Origin of the sequence: Salinisphaera sp. (assembly GCF_002729955.1) — a bacterium.
Taxonomy (GTDB): domain Bacteria; phylum Pseudomonadota; class Gammaproteobacteria; order Nevskiales; family Salinisphaeraceae; genus Salinisphaera.
In genome coordinates this window covers 53,298-70,542 of sequence record NZ_PBYA01000033.1, presented here as the reverse complement: position 1 = coordinate 70,542, position 17,245 = coordinate 53,298, and the positions used below count along the sequence as shown (strand labels likewise).

Here is a 17,245-nt window from a genome sequence, read left to right as displayed (position 1 = left end):
GCTGAACTATCAAACGCCCGAAAACTACGAACGTAAGCTAGCCACTAACCCCTGATCTGGCTGTCCGAAAAAGTCGGGACATCTCATACTGTCCCCGGATATCCCCCGGATATCCATCATGACCTACCGTGTGGTTTGGCTTGCTGATGCGCTGCCACCCCGATAATCTAATAATGAAGTCTTCAACAAATCGAATTCATGGCGACCGTAAATTACAGCGTGCCCGATGATGTGCGGGACGCGTTCAACAAGACGTTCAAGAACCAGAACCGAAGCGCGGTGGTTGCAGAATTGATGCGAGAAGCCGTAGAGCGTGTAGAACGCAAGCAACGCGGCCGCGAAGCCATCGATCGGATTCTGGCCCGCCACGCGAATGCGCCCGTTCTATCCAGTGAGGAGATTGCGGCCACCCGCAAAGATGGACGCCCGTGATCGCCGTACTTGATGCCAGCGTCGTGTTGAAGTGGTTTTTCAAAGACCGGCCTGGCGAGAATGACACTGAATACGCGCTCTCGGTTTTATGCGCCATACACGCGGATCGAATCAACTTGATTCAGCCGCCGCATTTCATTCCCGAAGTCGCCGCGCTACTCGCGCGCCATACACCGGAAACCGCCACCCACGACCTCAGTGACCTGATGCAGATCGACTGGCAGACGGGCGGCGAATCAAATGACTATGCCCGAGCGATCGACATGGCCGCACGACTCGACCACCATCTATTCGACACGCTCTATCACGCGCTCGCTTTGAATACCCCCGGCGCCGTTTTTATTACGGCCGACCGGCGCTACCACGACAAAGCATCAGCACACTACGATCAAAGCATGTTGCTCGAAGACTTGGGTTCGTCGCTATAGATCGGCGAGGTCTTCCATTGATGCGGGCTGTCGAACGAGGCTTCGACCCGCATTCGCGGCAAGTACGGTCGCGGCATAGCCATTTTGCGGGCTCATCAGCTCGTGGGCGAGGAAACACGCCGTTACTTCGGGCCGCATTCCGCCGCATCAACATCTTTCTCGCCGTTTGAAGCTGAACATCTTCTGCTGAAAGCGAGATCAGTATACTGTCCCCGGATATCCAGTATACTGTCCCCGGATATCCCGGGGATATCCCGGCGCCCTACGGCCGAATCCAGCGATAGCCGTAATAGCCTTCCCGGTTGCGGTAGCCCATGCGCAGCCAGCCGGCGCCGGCCGGGTCGAATTCCATACGATCACGGATATAGAGATCGGCCATGGCCTGCCAGTGCTGACCGCCGTCCCGGCTGAGCAGCAGGTGCGCGCCGTCGCCGCGGCCTTTTTCGACGATGAGCGCGTGGGCGTTGCCGCGCAAGCTACTGAGCGGCGCGTTGCCGGCCACCAGTACGGGCGACCAGTTGCCGTTGCGCAGGCGATACACTGTATAGCGGGCGGGCTCGGGCGTGCGGTAGATGCCGAAAAGCTGGCCGCCGGGGCCGTTGACGAGCGAGGGGAAGCTGCCCTCATGGCGCGCGGCGGAGACGATCTCGCCGGTTTTCGCGTCGAGCCGGTAGATCGCCACGCCCGACCGATCGCTATAGCCGTCGCCGCTCACGGCATAGAGCTGGCCGGCATCGTCCAGGCGCCAGCGAAAGCGATCGCTCATACTGTCGCTATGCGACTGGTCGCCCATGACGCGGGCGTTGTGGGCGAGCAGCCGCTCTTCATCGGCGAGCACGCGCCAGGTGCGCCCGCCGTCGTCCGACAGAACGATACGCTGGAACCCGTCGACCCACACGCGCTCGCCGTCGATACCGACGATTTTCGGCACATAGGCTTTGTCGAGCACGTTCTGCGCGGCCAGTTGCCAGTGGTGGCCGTGGTCGTTCGAGACGAATACCGTCTTGTTCGGGATATCCGGCAGTTCCGCGATCAGATAGCAGGTGCCGTTCGGCCCGCACTGCATGGCTTCGATGTTGCCTTGCAAGCGGGCCACGACGGCCAGCTCGTCATCGGTGGCGCGCAGCAGATAGCTCAAACCGAGCGGGTCGCGCTGGCGTATCATCCGCTCGATCTGTTGCTTGCGATCGCTCATGTCGGCTTCGGGCACAGTTACCAGACAGTTGAGCACCGGGTGCGTGTCGTCTGCCCTGACTGTTCCATCGGCCTGACATTTGTCGCGACAGGCGCCGTCGCGCGTACAGGCTTCGGCTTCGCCGTCGCGGCCGCTGGATGTCACGCTCAGCAGCACGTCGTCGCCGGCCGCGGCCGTTTCGAGTGTGTCCCAGTCCACCGGTTCAACCAGTTTCGTGGCGAGACGCTGTTCGGGCTGATTGTGCCAGCCGCCGGCATAGCCAACGAACAGATACCAGTAGAAGCCGAACACGGCATAAGCCAGCAATGCCGCAAGCAACCACGGCCGTACCCAGACCGGGACCATGCTCAGGCCATCTCGTTGAGGGTGGCGCTACGCCGCTGGCGCAGCCGCCACTGGAACGCGATACCCAGAATCCGATCCATCGACGGGCGTTCCCGGTAGCGATAATAGTGATGATGGATCCGCTCGCCGATCAGGCCGAAGCCACTGAGCAGGAGCATCATCATGAGCATGATCGTGCCGCCGAGCCCAAGCAGCTCGCGCCAGTCCCAGTAGTCCGGCCCCACGCCGCGCTCGTACCAGCTATAGAGCTCGAAGCTGAGCATCACGACGAACATGAACGCCAGCATGAGGGCGACGATCGGCAGCACGATACGCCGCGCGGTCGGGGTATGCGGCGTGCCCTTGTACGAGACATGGGCGATACCGTCGGTATGGTTGAGCAGGCCGCGCACCTCGCCGTCGGCCATGGAGGTGAGCAGGGTGACGCGATCGCCCTCGGCCAGAAACAACGGCGGCCGACGGAGCAGCACCGGGTCGATCGCGCGGCGCCAGTCCCAGGCCGTGGTGCTCAGCGCGAATGTCTCGCCCGAACAGCGCAGTTGGTACTCGTAAACGCTGTAGCTGTAGCGCCCGGTGCCGTAGGTGCGCAACGCCACGAGCACGCCGCTGAGAGGCCCCTGCAGAAGCCCCATATCGCCGTGCACGCCGTCGGGCAATGCCAGGTCGGGCGCGCTTGAATACGCCGGCGGCGTGGACAACACCGGCTGCCGCCCGTTTCGAAGTGCATCGAGCGCCGCGCGCAGACGGCGACGGCCCGGGTGCCATTCGAGCATCAGCCGGTACGACGACCACGCCAGTGCACCGCCGGCGGTGACGAACAATACGATCCGCAGCAGGACCCAGCCGATATTCACGGCCCCGGGCAGCATCAGCGCGATGGCGATCGGCACCCAGCAGAGCGCGAGCACACACGGTGCCAGCCAGCGCCGGCGCGCGGGCTCGGCCGCCCATATGCGCCGATCACGGCTGATCCAATGCAGCCAGGCGCTGCCGTCGCGCAGGCGGTGAGCGCCGATCGTCACGGTATCGCCGCGGCGCAGCCGGCGTTGCAGGGCATCGACATCGAACTGCCGGTCGTCGAAGAAGAACACGCCGCCATCGGTACACAGCCGATAGACGGTCATGTCGTCGGCAATCGCCAGCCGTTTGAGATCGCGACAGGCCACGCGCACGACGAACACCGCGCCGATACGTTCCGGAACCGGCGGGGCGGCTTCACTGGTGGCCATCGCGGGCCTCTCGTTGCTGGGGGTCGGTCGCAGTGTCGGCATCGCCGGCGCTGCTGCTATCGTGCTCGGGCGCACGCACTATGCCGGTGTCGAAACGGCGTGTTTCAAAGCCCGATGTATCGATGCCGCGACGCTCGAAGTCGGCCGTGAGTTGCGCCACGGCGGTGTCGAAATCGGCGTCGGTCATACCGTGATAGCGCGCGGCCGCCACCATGATGCGCGGCGGCGGGGTCATCTGCATCCAGCGGGTGATCAGCGACATCGGCAGAGGCTTGTCGGCCTGTTCGATTCGTTGCGGCAGGTCGTCGGCATTTCGATAGGACACGCGCCAACTGATATCCGGCATCGCGTGGCCGGTTTGGCTTTCGACATCGACGCCGGCGGGCGCGAGCACGAAGAAGAACAGAGTGCGTTCGCCCTCGACCGGGCGCAGCGAGATCTTCGAATAAGACGACAGCGCCAGCGTGCCGTCGTGCTGGATGCCCATTCGATAGCCCTCGGCCTCGTCATTGATGACAAAGCTCATCAGGTCGCCGGCGGTGTTCATCATGTCCAGCGTGTCGATGCCGATATCGCGCGCCTGGACGTTGGGCGCGAGTACCGGCTTGATGGTTTGATCCTGGGCATTGCTCCAGAGATAGACCGGCCCTTTTTCCGCGATCGCGGTTTGCAACAGGCTGCGGCTGTTTTCAAGGGCTTGGGGCGCTTGCTCGGCCATGCCATCGAACGGCCCTGGCTTGATCGCGCTCATATCGCAGGTGCGTATCGCATAGCTCAGCGGCAACAGCACCATCGCCAGTGCCGCCCATTTGCCGTGACGGGCCATCTGTTGCCTGAAGCGCTGATCGGCGCGCCGGTTGGCCTGGCTCATGCGGTGGGCCGCCGTGCCCGTATCGTCATCCCGCGTATCGGGCTGCGCGTCGTGCGTGGCAGGCTGTCGCCGCGGCCGGCGTACCCGCTCGACAGAGGACGGCGACGGGTTCGACGCCGCCCGGCGGGCGCGCCGGTCATCGCGCGACGGTGTCTTTTCAGCAGGCGCGGCGGCGGCGGGCGCGGCCGGCCTGACCGGCTCGGTCGGCGTATCGCCAAACAGGCGGGCGCGGCCCAGTACATCCGCGTGCGCCGCGCTGCTCGGCGCGTTCTGAACACGGGCACGGACCGTGTCCACGAACGCGACATAATCCAGCAGATCCTCGTGGTAGTGGCGAGCGTCCAGATGAAAACGCAGCCGCCGCCGGTCGGCGAGCGTCAATCGCAGCGCCGGCGCGTTGCACTCCCAACGCCAGGGTTTCGTATCCCGGCCGACGGCGTGGCTCGTGATATCGGCAAAATCGACACGTCCGAACAGCTGCGAGACAAAGCCCGTGGCATCGATCGTGATCGTGTCCGCACGGCCCCGGGCGATACGTGCCTGCCACCCCAACACTGCCACCAGCGCAAGCCAGAGCGCGATCGCGATCGCACCCGTGATCAGCGGAGCCTGTTCGGAAGCCGATTCATGGACGATCGGCAACATGATCGCCAGCAGCGCCAGGCCGCCGATGCCGACCAGCCAGGCGCCGCCGCGCAAGTCGGCGCGATCATGGTGGTAATACAAGACAGCCGGCGCACTCATCGCATGCCGCTCATCGCACCGGTATCCGCTGCCTTTCCGCGAATTCGACGATCGACACCCAAGATGCCCCGGCTTTGCGACACAACACCACCACGAATACACGCCGATAACGAGCGATCAGGCCCGCTCTACATCACGTAAATACGGCGTCCCGACACGATCGCGCTTCGGCAAAGCGCGGAATAATAAAACAAAATGGGCCGCCGGCCGACAAAACGTCGTGCGTTTTTTGGTTGGGGGCAAGCATTTTGTGCGTTCGCCATTCGCCGAGCCGGGCGCTGCTGGCGTCGTTATCGAGCGCGCGACGCGAACCCACCCGCGTGCCGAGGTTCGTGCGTAACGAAAGTTCGATACGGGCGGCCGAGATGGAAAAAGCCGGCACAAGGCCGGCTTCCGATACGCAAGAACGCGTCGCGGGCTATTTCTTCTTCGGAATATACAAATCCGTGAGCGTTCCCGCTTCGGCCTCGGCGGCCATGCCGACCGTTTCGGCCAGGGTCGGGTGCGGGTGGATGGTCAGGCCGATGTCGTCTGCGTTCGCGCCCATTTCGATGGCGAGACAGGTTTCGGCGATGAGATCGCCGGCACCGCTGCCGACCGCACCCGCACCGATGATGCGGCCATCCGAGCCGAACAGCAGCTTGGTGTTGCCGTCGGTGGCGTCCAGGCCGATGGCGCGGCCGTTGGCGGCCCAGGGGAAAGCGCCCTTGGTGTATTCGATGCCGTCTTTCTTGGCCTGGGTTTCGGTCACGCCCGTCCAGGCGACTTCCGGGTCGGTATAGACGACGGAGGGGATGACCTTGGCATCGAAGGCGGATTTTTCGCCGGCGCAGCATTCGGCGGCGACCTTGCCCTGATGGGTGGCGCGGTGGGCGAGCTGGGGTTCGCCGGAGACGTCGCCGATGGCGAAGATGTTGTCGACGTTGGTGCGGCACTGCTTGTCGATGGCGATGAAGCCACGATCGTCGACCTTCACGCCGGCGGCATCCGCGCCGATCTTGGCGCCGTTGGGCTTGCGGCCGATGGCGACCAGCACGCGGTCGTAGTCCTTGGACTTGGGCGCGTCGTCGCCTTCGAAGCTCACGGTGAGCTTGTCGCCGGCTTCCACGCCGGTGACCTTGGTGTTGAGCCAGATATTGTCGCAGCGCTTGGCCATGCGCTTGTGCAGCGGCTTGACCAGGTCGCGATCGGCACCGGGTAGCAGGCCATCGGTCATCTCGACGATATCCACGGTGGTGCCGTGGGCGGCATAGACGTTGGCGATTTCCACGCCGATGATGCCGCCGCCGATCAGCAGCATGGAGTCGGGGATTTCGTCCGGCGAGAGGGCGGCTTCGGAATCCCAGATGCGCTTGTCGTCGGGCAGGTTGGGGAGCATGACCGGCTCGGAGCCCACGGCGATGATGGCGTTGTTGAAGGTGATCTGGTCGGTATCGTCGTTGCCCTCGATCTTGAGGGTATGGGCATCGGCAAAGGTGCCGGTGCCGTTGACGATATTCACCTTGCGCTTGGAGGCCATGGACTTGAGGCCGCCGGTGAGCTGGTCGATGACGGACTGCTTGTAGTCGAGCAGCTTGGGCAGATCGATCTCGGGCTTGCCGAAGGTCACACCGTGGCTGGCCATGTTGGCGGCGTCTTCAATCACCTTGGCCGAGTGCAACAGCGCCTTGGACGGAATACAGCCCACGTTGAGGCAGACGCCGCCGAGCACGTTGTGGCGTTCAACGAGGGTGACGTTCAGGCCCATGTCGGCCGCGCGGAAGGCGGCGGTGTAGCCGCCGGGGCCGGAGCCGAGCACCAGCACGTCGCAATCGTAGTCGTGATCACCGCCGGCGGGCTTTTTGGCCTTGTCTTTCGACTGCTTGGCGTCGGACGACTGTTTCTTGTCGGCCGATTTGTCCTTGGACGCGGACCGCTTATCGGATTTTGAAGACGATTTCTTGTCGTCGGACTTGTCGGATTTAGCCGACTTGGCATCCTCCTCCTTGTCGTCGTCGCTTTCGGATTCGTCGTTGCTGTCTTCCGCATCAGCGTCGTCCGAATCGTCGTCGCCTTCATCGTCGCCGCCGTCTTCATCGGCGGCTTCGATAAGCGCGATCACGTCGCCTTCGGAGACGGTATCGCCTTCCGAGACTTTCAGTTCGGTGATCTTGCCGGCCACCGTGGACGGCACTTCGAGGGTGGCCTTGTCGGATTCCAGCGTGATGAGCGGCTGTTCTTCCTCGACCGTGTCGCCCTCGGCGACGAGCACTTCGATGATTTCGACGGAGTCGAAATCGCCGATGTCGGGGACTTTGATTTCCTGTGCCATGGTGTTTCCGTGCCTTAGCCGGCGTCGACCGGCTTGTGTCGTAGTTCGTCGACGGTCTTTGCTCGTCCCTAGTTCGAAAGTCGCCCGCGCCAGTAGCCGGGGCGACGCCTGTGATGGCTGATTGCGAGAATCAGCAAGCGGCCTTGTTCCAATCGATAGACAACCGCGTGGGGAAAGCCGGTAAGGTCCAGCCGACGCACATCTTCGGCGATCCGTTGCCCGATAGCAGGATACGCAGACAGCAGCGCCAGTATGCGGTCCAACTCATCGATGAAGCATTCATCCAACCCGGCCTCTATTTCCTGGTAGTACGCCGCCTGTTCCCTAGCCTCGGCGCGAGCCGCTCGCAGAAATTCAATCTGCACGACCGTGCCGGCGGCGAAGGTCCGCCATAACCTTTTCCAGGGGTATGGCTTCAACTTCGCCGCTTGCAAGTTCCTCGTATCGCCGCTCGCACTCCGCCAGCCAAGCCGCTTCTATATTGTCGCGAGGCGCCACTGGCTGCGACCGTTGGTCGAGTTCGGCAACCAGATGCTGCAACACTCGCTGCTGATCCTCGGCGCTCAGGGCGTCGATATCTTTTTCGATGTCCTCTACCGATCGCGCCATTATCAATTCCTCTTTACCCATGCGTGATCGAGCCAGAACACGGGCCGCGCGTCCTTTCTATAGCAATAAGGTGCGAAGGTCCGACAACTTCTCGCTGATAAAGCCGGTAATCCGTGCCGCCTTGGCGCCGTCGATCACGCGGTGATCGTAGGAGAACGACAGCGGCAGGATCAGCCGCGGTACGAACTCGGAGCCGTTCCAGACCGGCTGCCAGCTGTGCTTGGACACGCCCAAGATGCCGACCTCCGGCGAGTTCACGATCGGCGTGAAGGCCGTACCGCCGACACCGCCGAGGCTCGAGATCGAGAAGCAGGCGCCTTTCATGTCGTCGCCCTTGATCTTGCCTTCGCGGGCACGCCCGGAGACGTCGTCCAGGTCGCGGGCGATGTCGTAGATGCCTTTCTTGTCGACATCCTTGATCACCGGCATGAGCAGGCCGTTGGGTGTATCCACCGCCACGGCGATGTTCACGTACTTCTTGTGCACCAGCGACTCGCCGTCGGCCGTGAGCGAGCTGTTGAGGTCCGGGAAGGCCTTGAGCGCAGCCGCCGAGGCCTTGAGCAGGAAGGCCAGCGGCGTGAGCTTGACGCCTTCGGCCTTGGCCTTTTCCTTGTTGGCCTGGCGGAATTCTTCCAGATCGGTGATATCGGCGTTGTCGAACTGGGTGACATGCGGAATGAGCAGCCAGTTCTTGTGTACCGCCTTGGCCGAGATCTTGCGGATACGCGACAGCTCGGTAATTTCGACTTCGCCGAACTGGCTGAAGTCGATATCCGGCTGGGCGGGCACGCCGCCGCCACCGCCGGCCGGGGCCGCGGCTGAAGCGCCGCTCTGGCTCTGCGACAGGGCCTGCTTCACATAGGACTGAACGTCCTCGAAGGTGATCCGGCCCTTGCGGCCCGAGCCTTCCACGCGGCCGAGATCGGCGCCGAGTTCACGTGCATATTTGCGCACGCTGGGCGAGGCGTGGGCCTTGCCGAAGCGTTCTTCGTCGACCTTGTCCAGCTTGGAGGAATCGCCGCTGTCCTTGGGCATCTGCTTGTTCGATGCCGGCTCTTTCTTCGACGACTTGTCTTCGGCCTTTTTCTTGTCGGCCTTGTCGTCTTTCTTGTCCGACTTCTTATCCTTCTTGGCGCGGTCGTCGTCGCCGGATTGCTTGCTCGACGCCTTGTCCTGCTTGGACGACTTCTTCTTGTCGCCGCCGGACTTGCCGCCTGCGCCTTGCAGCAGGGCGATCACGTCGCCTTCGGAGACGGTATCGCCTTCCGAGACCTTCAGTTCGGTGATCTTGCCGGCCGCGGACGAGGGCACTTCCAGCGTGGCCTTGTCGGATTCCAGCGTGATGAGCGGCTGTTCTTCCTCGACCTCATCGCCCTCGGAGACCAGCACCTCGATGACTTCCACCGAGTCGAAATCGCCGATATCGGGGACTTTTACCTCGATGGTCTGACCGCCGGCGTCTTCATCGTCGCCGTCGTCTTCTTCACCGTCGTCCTCGTCATCCTCGTCGGCGTCTTCGCTGTCGTCGTCATCCGCCTCCGAGTCGTCCTCTTCGGCATCAGATTCGTCGCTCTCGCCTTGGTCGGAGGCGTCGTCCTCGCCCTCGTCGTCCGAGTCGTCGTCGTCTTCAGCGGCTTCCACGAGCGCGATCACGTCGCCTTCGGAGACGGTATCGCCTTCCGAAACCTTCATTTCGGTGATCTTGCCGGCAATGGTGGAAGGCACCTCGAGGGTCGCCTTGTCGGATTCGAGGGTGATGATCGGCTGTTCCTGCTCGATCGTGTCGCCCTTGGATACCAGTACCTCGATGACTTCGACCGAGTCGAAGTCGCCGATATCCGGGACCTTGATTTCCTGCGCCGCCATAAAGCGTTTCCTTGGCTGCTGGCGCAGCGGCTCGCCGCTGCGCCGTGTCTATCGTTGCTGCCTGCCCGGCCGTAAAACCGATCAGTGCGTGATCGGCTCCGGCTTGTCGGGGTCGATGCCGTACTTGCGGATGGCTTCGCCAACGACCTTGCGCTCGATCTTGCCTTCGTCGGCCAGGGCCTTGAGGGCACAGACGGTGATCCAGCGCCGGTCCACCTCGAAGAACTCGCGCAGCGCTTCGCGCGTATCCGAGCGGCCGTACCCGTCGGTGCCGAGCGTGTGATACGCGACCGGCAGATAGGGACGGATCATTTCCGGCAGGCCGCGGACATAGTCGGTGGCGGCGATGGCCGGGCCCTTGGCATCGGCGAACTTCTTCGCCACGAAGCTCTGCTTGGGCTCTTCCTCCGGATGCAGCATGTTCCAGCGCTCCACGGAGGCGCCGTCACGCTTGAGCTGGGTGAAGCTCGGCGCGCTCCATACCGTGGTGCCCACCTCGAACTCGTTTTCGAGCATCTCGGCCGCGGCAATCACTTCGTTGAGGATCGTGCCGGAACCCAGCAGATTGACCTGCAGCTCCTTGTCGGCGCCCGACTGCGAGAACTGGTACATGCCGGCAATGATGTCGTCTTCCACGCCTTCCGGCATCGGCGGATGCGCGTAGTTTTCGTTCATCATCGTGAGGTAGTAGTAGACGTCGCGCTGTTCTTCGAACATCTCCACCAGCCCTCGATGCATGATTACGGCCATCTCGTAGGAGAAGGTCGGATCATAGGCACGGCAGTTGGGCACGCAGTCGAACAGCACATGCGAATGGCCGTCCTGGTGCTGCAGGCCTTCGCCGTTGATGGTGGTTCGTCCGGCGGTGCCGCCCAGCAAAAAGCCGCGGGCACGCATGTCGCCAGCCGCCCAGCAGAAGTCGCCCACGCGCTGGAAGCCGAACATCGAATAGAAGGCATAGAACGGAATCATCGTCTTGCCGTGATTCGAGTAGGCCGTGGCCGCCGCGATGAACGACGACATGGCGCCGGCTTCGGTGATGCCTTCCTCGAGGATCTGGCCCTTGACCGATTCCTTGTAGAAGGCGAGCTGGTCCGAATCCTCGGGTACGAACAGCTGGCCCACCGGCGAGTAGATACCCAGGCTGCGGAACATGCCTTCCATGCCGAAGGTGCGCGCCTCGTCCGGAATGATCGGGACGACGCGGTCCTTGATGTTCTTGTCGCGGGTGAGGATCTGCAGGATGCGCGTGAACACCATGGTGGTGGCCATCTCGCGATCGCCGGAGCCCTGCAACAGCTTGTCGAAAGCGCTCAGCTCGGGGATTTCGAGCTTGTCGCCCTGGGTACGCCGCTGCGGCAGATAGCCGCCGAGTTCCTTGCGACGCGCCTGGAGATACTTCATCTCCTCGGAGTCTTCGTCCGGCTTGTAGAAGGGCGCATCGGCGATTCGGTCGTCGTCGACCGGAATTTCGAAGCGATCGCGGAATTCCTTAAGCGCGTCCTCACCCATCTTCTTCTGCTGATGGGTGATGTTCTGGCCTTCGCCGGCCTCGCCCATGCCATAACCCTTGACCGTCTTGGCCAGGATCACGGTCGGGCGCCCGTTCTTCTGGTTCACCGCTGCGTGATAAGCGGCAAACACCTTGTGCGGGTCGTGGCCGCCGCGGTTGAGGCGGCGGATGTCCTCGTCGGACATGGAGGCGACCATTTCCTTGAGCTCCGGATACTTGCCGAAGAAGTTCTCGCGGGTGTAGTCGCCGCCGTTGGCCTTGAAGGCCTGGTATTCACCGTCGACGGTTTCGTTCATCAGTTCGATGAGCTTGCCGTCGTGATCCTGGGCGAGCAGGCCGTCCCAGAGTGCGCCCCAGATGACCTTGATCACGTTCCAGCCGGCACCGCGGAAGGCGCCTTCGAGTTCGTTGATGATCTTGGAGTCGCCGCGTACCGGGCCATCAAGGCGCTGCAGGTTGCAGTTGACCACGAAAATCAGGTTGTCCAGGCCTTCACGCGCGGCGATATCGATGGCGCCCATGGATTCGGGCTCGTCCATTTCGCCGTCGCCGCAGAAGCACCACACGTGGCGGCCTTCGTTGTCCTGTACGCCGCGGTTCTGCATGTAGCGCATGAAGCGCGCCTGGTAGATCGCGTTGATCGGGCCGATACCCATCGACACGGTCGCGAACTGCCAGTAGTCCGGCATCAGCCAGGCATGCGGATAGCTCGACAGGCCCTTGCCGGTGGATTCGGCGCGGAAGTTGTAGAGCTGATCTTCGTTGATGCGGCCTTCGAGATAGGATCGCGCATAGATGCCCGGCGCAGAATGGCCCTGGATATAGACCAGATCGCCGCCGTGATCTTCACTGGGGGCATGCCAGAAATGGTTGAAGCCCACTTCATAGAGCGTGGCCGCCGAGGCATAGCTGGCGATATGCCCGCCCACGCCTTCGTGGTGACGATTGGCCTGGACGACCATGGCCATCGCATTCCAGCGGATGATCGAGCGAATCCGCCACTCGATGGCCGGATCGCCCGGCGAACGTTCTTCCAGATGCGGCGGAATGGTGTTGATATAGGCCGTATTCGGCGAATACGGAATATAGGCACCCGAACGACGGGAACGCTCGATGAGCATTTCCAGCAAATAATGGGCCCGTTCGGGGCCTTCGATTTCGATGACGGCGTCGAGCGCATCGCGCCACTCGGCGGATTCCTGCGGATCGACGTCTTCGACGTCGTCGGCGTGCTCGGGGTGCGGGCTCGCCTGGGCCATAAGGCGCTCCTTGAAATAGCTCGGTGAATACGGTCTGAAACCGATACTACGCCCGCATTTCGAGGCGAGACAACTAGTCGTTCTTCGGCATGGATGGCATGCTTTCAGCGTTTCTCGATTATGCTGCGTTGCACTATACAATGACCAAGATCGACGCCGCCGCGGCACAGGCCCCGCTGCGCCTGCCATCACGCCGCCATACGGCATCGAACGTTGAACGCCGTGTAGGCGTGGAACTTGAGTTTACGGGGCTGTCGATCGAGCGCATCAGCGAGATCGTACGCAGTACGCTGGGCGGCGAAATTCGCCCGCACAGCGCGTACGAATACACTGTGGCGAATACCCCGCTGGGCGATTTCGCCCTCGAACTCGACTACGCCTTTCTCAAGGAACGCGGCCGGCGTGAAAGCCAGCCCGGCCTGCTTGAGGAGATCGAACGCGTCTCCGAAGACATGCTGGGCGCGGTGGCCAAGCGCGTCGTGCCCTTCGAGATCGTGGGCCCGCCGATTGCGATCAGCGAACTGCATGCCATCAACGCCTTGATCTCGGCCCTGCGCGAAGCCGGCGCCCGCGGCACCAGCCAGTCGGCGATCTATGCCTTCGGCCTGCACCTGAACCCGGAACTGCCGGATCTCGAAACCGAAACCCTGCTGGACTATATGCGTGCCTTCGCGGTGGCCTTCGACTGGCTCAAGCGGGTCAGCGAAATCGATATCAGCCGGCGCGTGTTTCCGTATATCCAGCCCTACACCAAGGCCTATGTGCGCCAGATCTGCGATCCGGACTACGCGCCCACCCGCGAACAGCTCATCGACGATTATCTGGCCGAGAACGCCAGCCGCAACCGTGCGCTCGACATGCTGCCCGTGTTCGCCCACCTCGACGAGCCGCGCGTACGCGAGGCCGTGTCCGACGGGCTGATCAAGGCCCGGCCGACACTGCATTACCGCCTGCCCAACTGCGAAGTCGAACGCCCCGGCTGGGATCTGCATCCGGCCTGGAACCACTGGCTGGTGATCGAGGAACTCGCCGCCGATCCCGAGCGGCTGGAACAGATCTGTGCCGATTACTGCGACGCCCTGGACCGGCCGTTCGGCGACTGGTTCGGCCGCTGGAGCCACGTGTTCGAACAGTACCTGCAGCGCTGAACGCCGATATGAGGCGCGCACGACCCATTATCGCCGTGACCGGCAAGGCCAGCCGCTGGGCGCCGGGCTGGTGGGCCGCATGGCTTGCCATCGCCCTGGCCGGCGGGCGCGCGGTACGTGCCACGCCGCGCCACCCCATGCCCACGCCTATCGACGGCCTGCTGATCGGCGGGGGTGACGATATCGCCACCGACCTCTACGGCGCGAGCGCGGCCTACGACAATACCGCCGACCGCGCCCGCGACGCCTTCGAACTGGCCGGCATCAAACAGGCGCTGGCCGAAAACAAACCGGTACTGGGCATCTGCCGGGGCGCGCAGCTGATCAACGTCGCGGCCGGCGGCACGCTCTACAGCGATATCAGCAAGTTGCGCCAGGCCACGTCGAACCGGGTGAACGTATTGTCGTGCAAGCCCATCGCGATCAAGCGGCGCTCGCGGCTGGCCGCGATTTTCGGCAGGCGGCGGCTGCGGGTGAACAGCCTGCATCATCAGGCGGTGCTGGCCCTGGGCGAGGGCATCGGTGCCACTGCCCGCGATGCCGACGGCTTCGTGCAGGCGATTGAAGCCCCGAAATACGACTTCGTGATCGGCGTGCAATGGCATCCGGAGTATCTGTGCTATCAGGGCTCACAGCGCCGGCTCTTTCGGGCTCTGGTCGCGGCCTGCCGTAGGCGTCGCGACGCCGGGACAGAAGCGCTGCAGGCCGAACGCCGGGCATAAAAAAGGCCGCCCCGTGGGGCGGCCCTTTCAAACGCCATGGCGTTAGAGATATTTGCTCTCGAATTCCTTGAGCATCTCTTCGGCTTTTTCCTTGGTCTCGCCGTACTTCTCCTGGATCGTGCCCAGCATGTTCTGGCGTTTGCCCTTGGTTTCCTCAACCTCGTCGTCGGTCAGACGGCCGAAATGCTCGCGGGCCTTGCCCTTCACACGATCCCAGCGGCCTTCCCATTTGTCGTCGGATTCTGCCATGACAGATTTTCCGTTTGAGTGGTGAGCTGACTATACCGTATTGGGAAAACTTTGCCAGCCACCGGTGAGATCGTCGTCAATCGCCCTTGTCGACGTCGCTGTCATCGCGATCGGAATCGCTATAGGCGACCTGCGCATAGTTGACCGCGGCCACCATGGCCACACCGCCGAGCACGTTGCCGAGAATGGTGGGCACGAAGAACACGCTGAAGAACTCCATCATGCCGTGGCCGCCGGTAAACACGCCGTAGAGGGCCGCGACCGAGCCCGCGATGATGTGCGGGAAATGGGCCAGGCCGATGACATAGGTCACCAGAATAATCACGCCCACGCGCGCGGTTTCGGCGAACGGCATCAGCCAGAGCATGAGCGCGACCAGCCAGCCGGCGAATATGGCGCGCACGAACATGGTGGCAAAACCGTTTTCGTACTCCTTGGCGGCAATCGAGGCCAGGGCGCCGTTGATCTTGGGGTCGAGGACATCGAAGTACGACATCATGAAGGCGAATATGGCCGTGCCGACCATATTGGCGATCAGCACCACCACCCAGAGGTTAGTCGTGCGCAAGATGGTCGAGAGCTGGCGCACGCGCAAGACTTCGAGCACCGGCGTGAGCGTGTTTTCGGTGAACAGCTGCTGGCGACCGAGAATCACGAACAGAAAGCCGATCGAGTATCCGAAGCTGGCGATGATCGGACGCCAGGCGGATTCCGGCGTGTAGCTGTAGAGCAGGGCCTGGGCGATGAACGAAAACCCCATCGACAGGCCGGCGGCCAGCCCCGAGAACGCCAGCCCGGGCAGCGGGCGGGTCAGCTCCGATTCGGCTTCGCGTCGAATCGCTTCATAGACCACGGCCGCGCTCGGCGCTTCGCGACGGCGGGCGTCGCGTTTCTGGCTGGAATCAAGGTCGTGTTCGGTATGTTCTTGTTCGGCCATGCTTGGTGTTTTCCCTAGCGGTGGTCAATCATCGATGGCAGGCGCTGTGCAAAGCGCACAACGGTATCGCCGAGACGGGCTGGCGCTATTGAATTGTGCGCCATATCATCCGGCCATGCGTCGTTTTTTTCGCTTTCCGGCAGTTACGCTGGCTGCATTGCTTGCATGCGCCTGTTCTGCCCAGACTACCCCCACGTACCCCGCCCACATGACCGGCGAATTTGCGCACGACACGTCGGCATTCACGCAGGGACTGCTGTATTACGACGACGCGTTATTCGAGAGTACGGGCAAGTACGGCCAGTCTCGACTACGACGGGTGGCCCCGGCAAACCATACCGTGACCCGTGAGATTCAGCTGCCCGAGGATTATTTCGGTGAAGGGCTGGCACGCGTAGACGATCAGCTGTTCTGGCTGACATGGCACGCCGGGCGTGCCTTCGTATTCGATATTCACAGCTTCGAGCAGGTCGGCACACGCCGCTACGAGGGCGAGGGCTGGGGCCTGACCTACGACGGCCGCCACCTGATCATGAGTGACGGCAGCGCCACGCTGCGCGTGCTCGACCCCGGCGATTTCAGCGTGGTCCGCCGTATCGACGTACACGACGGCGGGCAGGCCATCGACAAGCTCAACGAACTGGAATACATCGACGGCGAGATCTGGGCCAATATCTGGTATTCGGACCGCATTGCACGTATCGACCCGGACACGGGGGCCATCGTCGCCTGGCTCGATGCGAGCACACTGCGCACGGCACTGGGCGACGCGGCAAGCGGGGCGAACGTGCTCAATGGCATCGCCTGGGATCCCGACCAAGGGCGTATCTATCTCACCGGCAAGTACTGGCCGAAGACGTTCACCGTCGCGCCGCCGCGAGGCATCGCGCCGGCGCCCGATAGGCCCTAGGTCGGTTCCAGAACGCCTAGCGCTGCAGCACGCTGCCGTCGTCGTCGAGCAGGGCATAGCTGCCCTGTTCGTCGTGATCTTCAGGGCCGACCAGCGAGGGCGAGAAGCAGCACAGCACGGTCATGCCCTTTTCGCTGGAGAGGATATGCTGCTGGTGCTTGTCCAGCGCATAGAGCACGCCGGGCTTGAGATCCCACTTACCGCCCTCGGTGAGGTCCTCGATCTGGCCTTCGCCCTCGATACAGATCACTGTTTCCTTGTGATTCTTGTACCACATATGCAGCGCACAGCCGGGTTTGACATAGGTTTCGTGAAACGAATGCCCCATGCCGTCGGCGCGCAGCGTATAGCGGCGGCTGATGAATTTCTCTTCGTCGACGGCCGTTTTTTCGGCGTCTTTGTGATCTCTTACGATCATCGCTGTACTCCTGTGTAAACCGGTCCGGCGTCCGGCAACTGAATGCGCCGGGCGCCTGA

The 17,245-nt window shown here is 62.8% G+C and carries 17 protein-coding genes; 5 read left to right on the top strand and 12 right to left on the bottom strand.

Annotation, left to right across the window (positions count from 1 at the left end):
* Positions 1–198 precede the first annotated feature (198 nt).
* Complete coding sequence (locus tag CMN27_RS10255; RefSeq protein ID WP_293626193.1) at positions 199–432, top strand: hypothetical protein; 234 nt, start codon at positions 199–201, stop codon at positions 430–432.
* The gene (locus CMN27_RS10250) at positions 429–860 is read left to right on the top strand and encodes a type II toxin-antitoxin system VapC family toxin (protein WP_293626191.1); all 432 of its coding nucleotides are present in this window, start codon (positions 429–431) and stop codon (positions 858–860) included. The genes CMN27_RS10255 and CMN27_RS10250 overlap by 4 nt, the downstream gene beginning before the upstream one ends.
* A gap of 262 nt (positions 861–1,122) precedes the next feature.
* On the opposite strand, the gene CMN27_RS10245 is transcribed toward CMN27_RS10250, so the two are convergent.
* From CMN27_RS10245 to aceE, 9 genes are all read right to left on the bottom strand, one after another.
* Positions 1,123–2,400 carry a hypothetical protein gene (locus tag CMN27_RS10245; RefSeq protein WP_293626189.1) on the bottom strand — a complete coding sequence of 426 codons (1,278 nt, stop codon included), beginning with the start codon at positions 2,398–2,400 and terminating at the stop codon, positions 1,123–1,125.
* 2 nt (positions 2,401–2,402) lie between these two features.
* Complete coding sequence (locus CMN27_RS10240) at positions 2,403–3,629, bottom strand: hypothetical protein (protein ID WP_293626187.1); 1,227 nt, start codon at positions 3,627–3,629, stop codon at positions 2,403–2,405.
* Complete coding sequence (locus tag CMN27_RS10235; RefSeq protein ID WP_293626185.1) at positions 3,616–5,244, bottom strand: hypothetical protein; 1,629 nt, start codon at positions 5,242–5,244, stop codon at positions 3,616–3,618. Before CMN27_RS10235 ends, CMN27_RS10240 begins: the two co-directional genes overlap by 14 nt.
* Positions 5,245–5,377: 133 nt before the next feature.
* Positions 5,378–5,626 carry a hypothetical protein gene (locus CMN27_RS10230; RefSeq protein WP_293626184.1) on the bottom strand — a complete coding sequence of 83 codons (249 nt, stop codon included), beginning with the start codon at positions 5,624–5,626 and terminating at the stop codon, positions 5,378–5,380.
* A 36-nt stretch (positions 5,627–5,662) separates the two neighbouring features.
* Positions 5,663–7,555 (bottom strand): dihydrolipoyl dehydrogenase, encoded by a 1,893-nt coding sequence (gene lpdA / locus CMN27_RS10225; protein WP_366515444.1) that lies wholly within the window; start codon positions 7,553–7,555, stop codon positions 5,663–5,665.
* 68 nt (positions 7,556–7,623) lie between these two features.
* Positions 7,624–7,920, bottom strand: a complete 297-nt coding sequence (locus CMN27_RS10215; protein ID WP_293626182.1) for a type II toxin-antitoxin system RelE/ParE family toxin — start codon at positions 7,918–7,920, stop codon at positions 7,624–7,626.
* Positions 7,910–8,185 (bottom strand): addiction module protein, encoded by a 276-nt coding sequence (locus tag CMN27_RS10210; protein ID WP_293626180.1) that lies wholly within the window; start codon positions 8,183–8,185, stop codon positions 7,910–7,912. Before CMN27_RS10210 ends, CMN27_RS10215 begins: the two co-directional genes overlap by 11 nt.
* Before the next feature lie 36 nt (positions 8,186–8,221).
* Positions 8,222–10,030 carry a dihydrolipoyllysine-residue acetyltransferase gene (gene aceF / locus CMN27_RS10205; RefSeq protein ID WP_293626178.1) on the bottom strand — a complete coding sequence of 603 codons (1,809 nt, stop codon included), beginning with the start codon at positions 10,028–10,030 and terminating at the stop codon, positions 8,222–8,224.
* 81 nt (positions 10,031–10,111) lie between these two features.
* Complete coding sequence (gene aceE / locus CMN27_RS10200; RefSeq protein ID WP_293626176.1) at positions 10,112–12,802, bottom strand: pyruvate dehydrogenase (acetyl-transferring), homodimeric type; 2,691 nt, start codon at positions 12,800–12,802, stop codon at positions 10,112–10,114.
* 140 nt (positions 12,803–12,942) lie between these two features.
* Here aceE and CMN27_RS10195 point away from each other — a divergent pair, with 140 nt between their 5' ends.
* Positions 12,943–13,950: an amidoligase family protein gene (locus CMN27_RS10195; RefSeq protein ID WP_293626174.1), complete on the top strand. Its 1,008-nt coding sequence runs from the start codon at positions 12,943–12,945 to the stop codon at positions 13,948–13,950.
* An 8-nt stretch (positions 13,951–13,958) separates the two neighbouring features.
* Positions 13,959–14,672 (top strand): gamma-glutamyl-gamma-aminobutyrate hydrolase family protein, encoded by a 714-nt coding sequence (locus CMN27_RS10190; RefSeq protein WP_293626172.1) that lies wholly within the window; start codon positions 13,959–13,961, stop codon positions 14,670–14,672.
* 42 nt (positions 14,673–14,714) lie between these two features.
* Here the strand turns inward: CMN27_RS10190 and CMN27_RS10185 are convergent, their stop codons facing one another.
* Positions 14,715–14,921: a CsbD family protein gene (locus tag CMN27_RS10185; RefSeq protein ID WP_293626170.1), complete on the bottom strand. Its 207-nt coding sequence runs from the start codon at positions 14,919–14,921 to the stop codon at positions 14,715–14,717.
* Positions 14,922–14,997: 76 nt separating this feature from the next.
* Positions 14,998–15,858: a formate/nitrite transporter family protein gene (locus CMN27_RS10180; RefSeq protein ID WP_293626168.1), complete on the bottom strand. Its 861-nt coding sequence runs from the start codon at positions 15,856–15,858 to the stop codon at positions 14,998–15,000.
* On the opposite strand from CMN27_RS10180, the gene CMN27_RS10175 reads away from it, so the two are divergent.
* Positions 15,857–16,768: a glutaminyl-peptide cyclotransferase gene (locus tag CMN27_RS10175; protein WP_366515443.1), complete on the top strand. Its 912-nt coding sequence runs from the start codon at positions 15,857–15,859 to the stop codon at positions 16,766–16,768. The two genes, CMN27_RS10180 and CMN27_RS10175, sit on opposite strands and share 2 nt — an antisense overlap.
* A 16-nt stretch (positions 16,769–16,784) precedes the next feature.
* Here the strand turns inward: CMN27_RS10175 and CMN27_RS10170 are convergent, their stop codons facing one another.
* Positions 16,785–17,186: an ectoine synthase gene (locus CMN27_RS10170; RefSeq protein ID WP_293626166.1), complete on the bottom strand. Its 402-nt coding sequence runs from the start codon at positions 17,184–17,186 to the stop codon at positions 16,785–16,787.
* Positions 17,187–17,245 lie beyond the last annotated feature (59 nt).

Excerpts from the sequence above, each read along its gene's own strand:
- CMN27_RS10255 (WP_293626193.1), top strand. The coding sequence starts at position 199 with ATGGCGACCGTAAATTACAGCGTGCCCGATGATGTGCGGGACGCGTTC.
- CMN27_RS10210 (WP_293626180.1), bottom strand. The coding sequence starts at position 8,185 with ATGGGTAAAGAGGAATTGATAATGGCGCGATCGGTAGAGGACATCGAA.
- CMN27_RS10245 (WP_293626189.1), bottom strand. The coding sequence starts at position 2,400 with ATGGTCCCGGTCTGGGTACGGCCGTGGTTGCTTGCGGCATTGCTGGCT.
- CMN27_RS10180 (WP_293626168.1), bottom strand. The coding sequence starts at position 15,858 with ATGGCCGAACAAGAACATACCGAACACGACCTTGATTCCAGCCAGAAA.
- aceE (WP_293626176.1), bottom strand. The coding sequence starts at position 12,802 with ATGGCCCAGGCGAGCCCGCACCCCGAGCACGCCGACGACGTCGAAGAC.
- CMN27_RS10240 (WP_293626187.1), bottom strand. The coding sequence starts at position 3,629 with ATGGCCACCAGTGAAGCCGCCCCGCCGGTTCCGGAACGTATCGGCGCG.
- CMN27_RS10170 (WP_293626166.1), bottom strand. The coding sequence starts at position 17,186 with ATGATCGTAAGAGATCACAAAGACGCCGAAAAAACGGCCGTCGACGAA.
- lpdA (WP_366515444.1), bottom strand. The coding sequence starts at position 7,555 with ATGGCACAGGAAATCAAAGTCCCCGACATCGGCGATTTCGACTCCGTC.
- CMN27_RS10190 (WP_293626172.1), top strand. The coding sequence starts at position 13,959 with ATGAGGCGCGCACGACCCATTATCGCCGTGACCGGCAAGGCCAGCCGC.
- CMN27_RS10175 (WP_366515443.1), top strand. The coding sequence starts at position 15,857 with ATGCTTGGTGTTTTCCCTAGCGGTGGTCAATCATCGATGGCAGGCGCT.
- CMN27_RS10235 (WP_293626185.1), bottom strand. The coding sequence starts at position 5,244 with ATGAGTGCGCCGGCTGTCTTGTATTACCACCATGATCGCGCCGACTTG.
- CMN27_RS10185 (WP_293626170.1), bottom strand. The coding sequence starts at position 14,921 with ATGGCAGAATCCGACGACAAATGGGAAGGCCGCTGGGATCGTGTGAAG.
- aceF (WP_293626178.1), bottom strand. The coding sequence starts at position 10,030 with ATGGCGGCGCAGGAAATCAAGGTCCCGGATATCGGCGACTTCGACTCG.
- CMN27_RS10195 (WP_293626174.1), top strand. The coding sequence starts at position 12,943 with ATGACCAAGATCGACGCCGCCGCGGCACAGGCCCCGCTGCGCCTGCCA.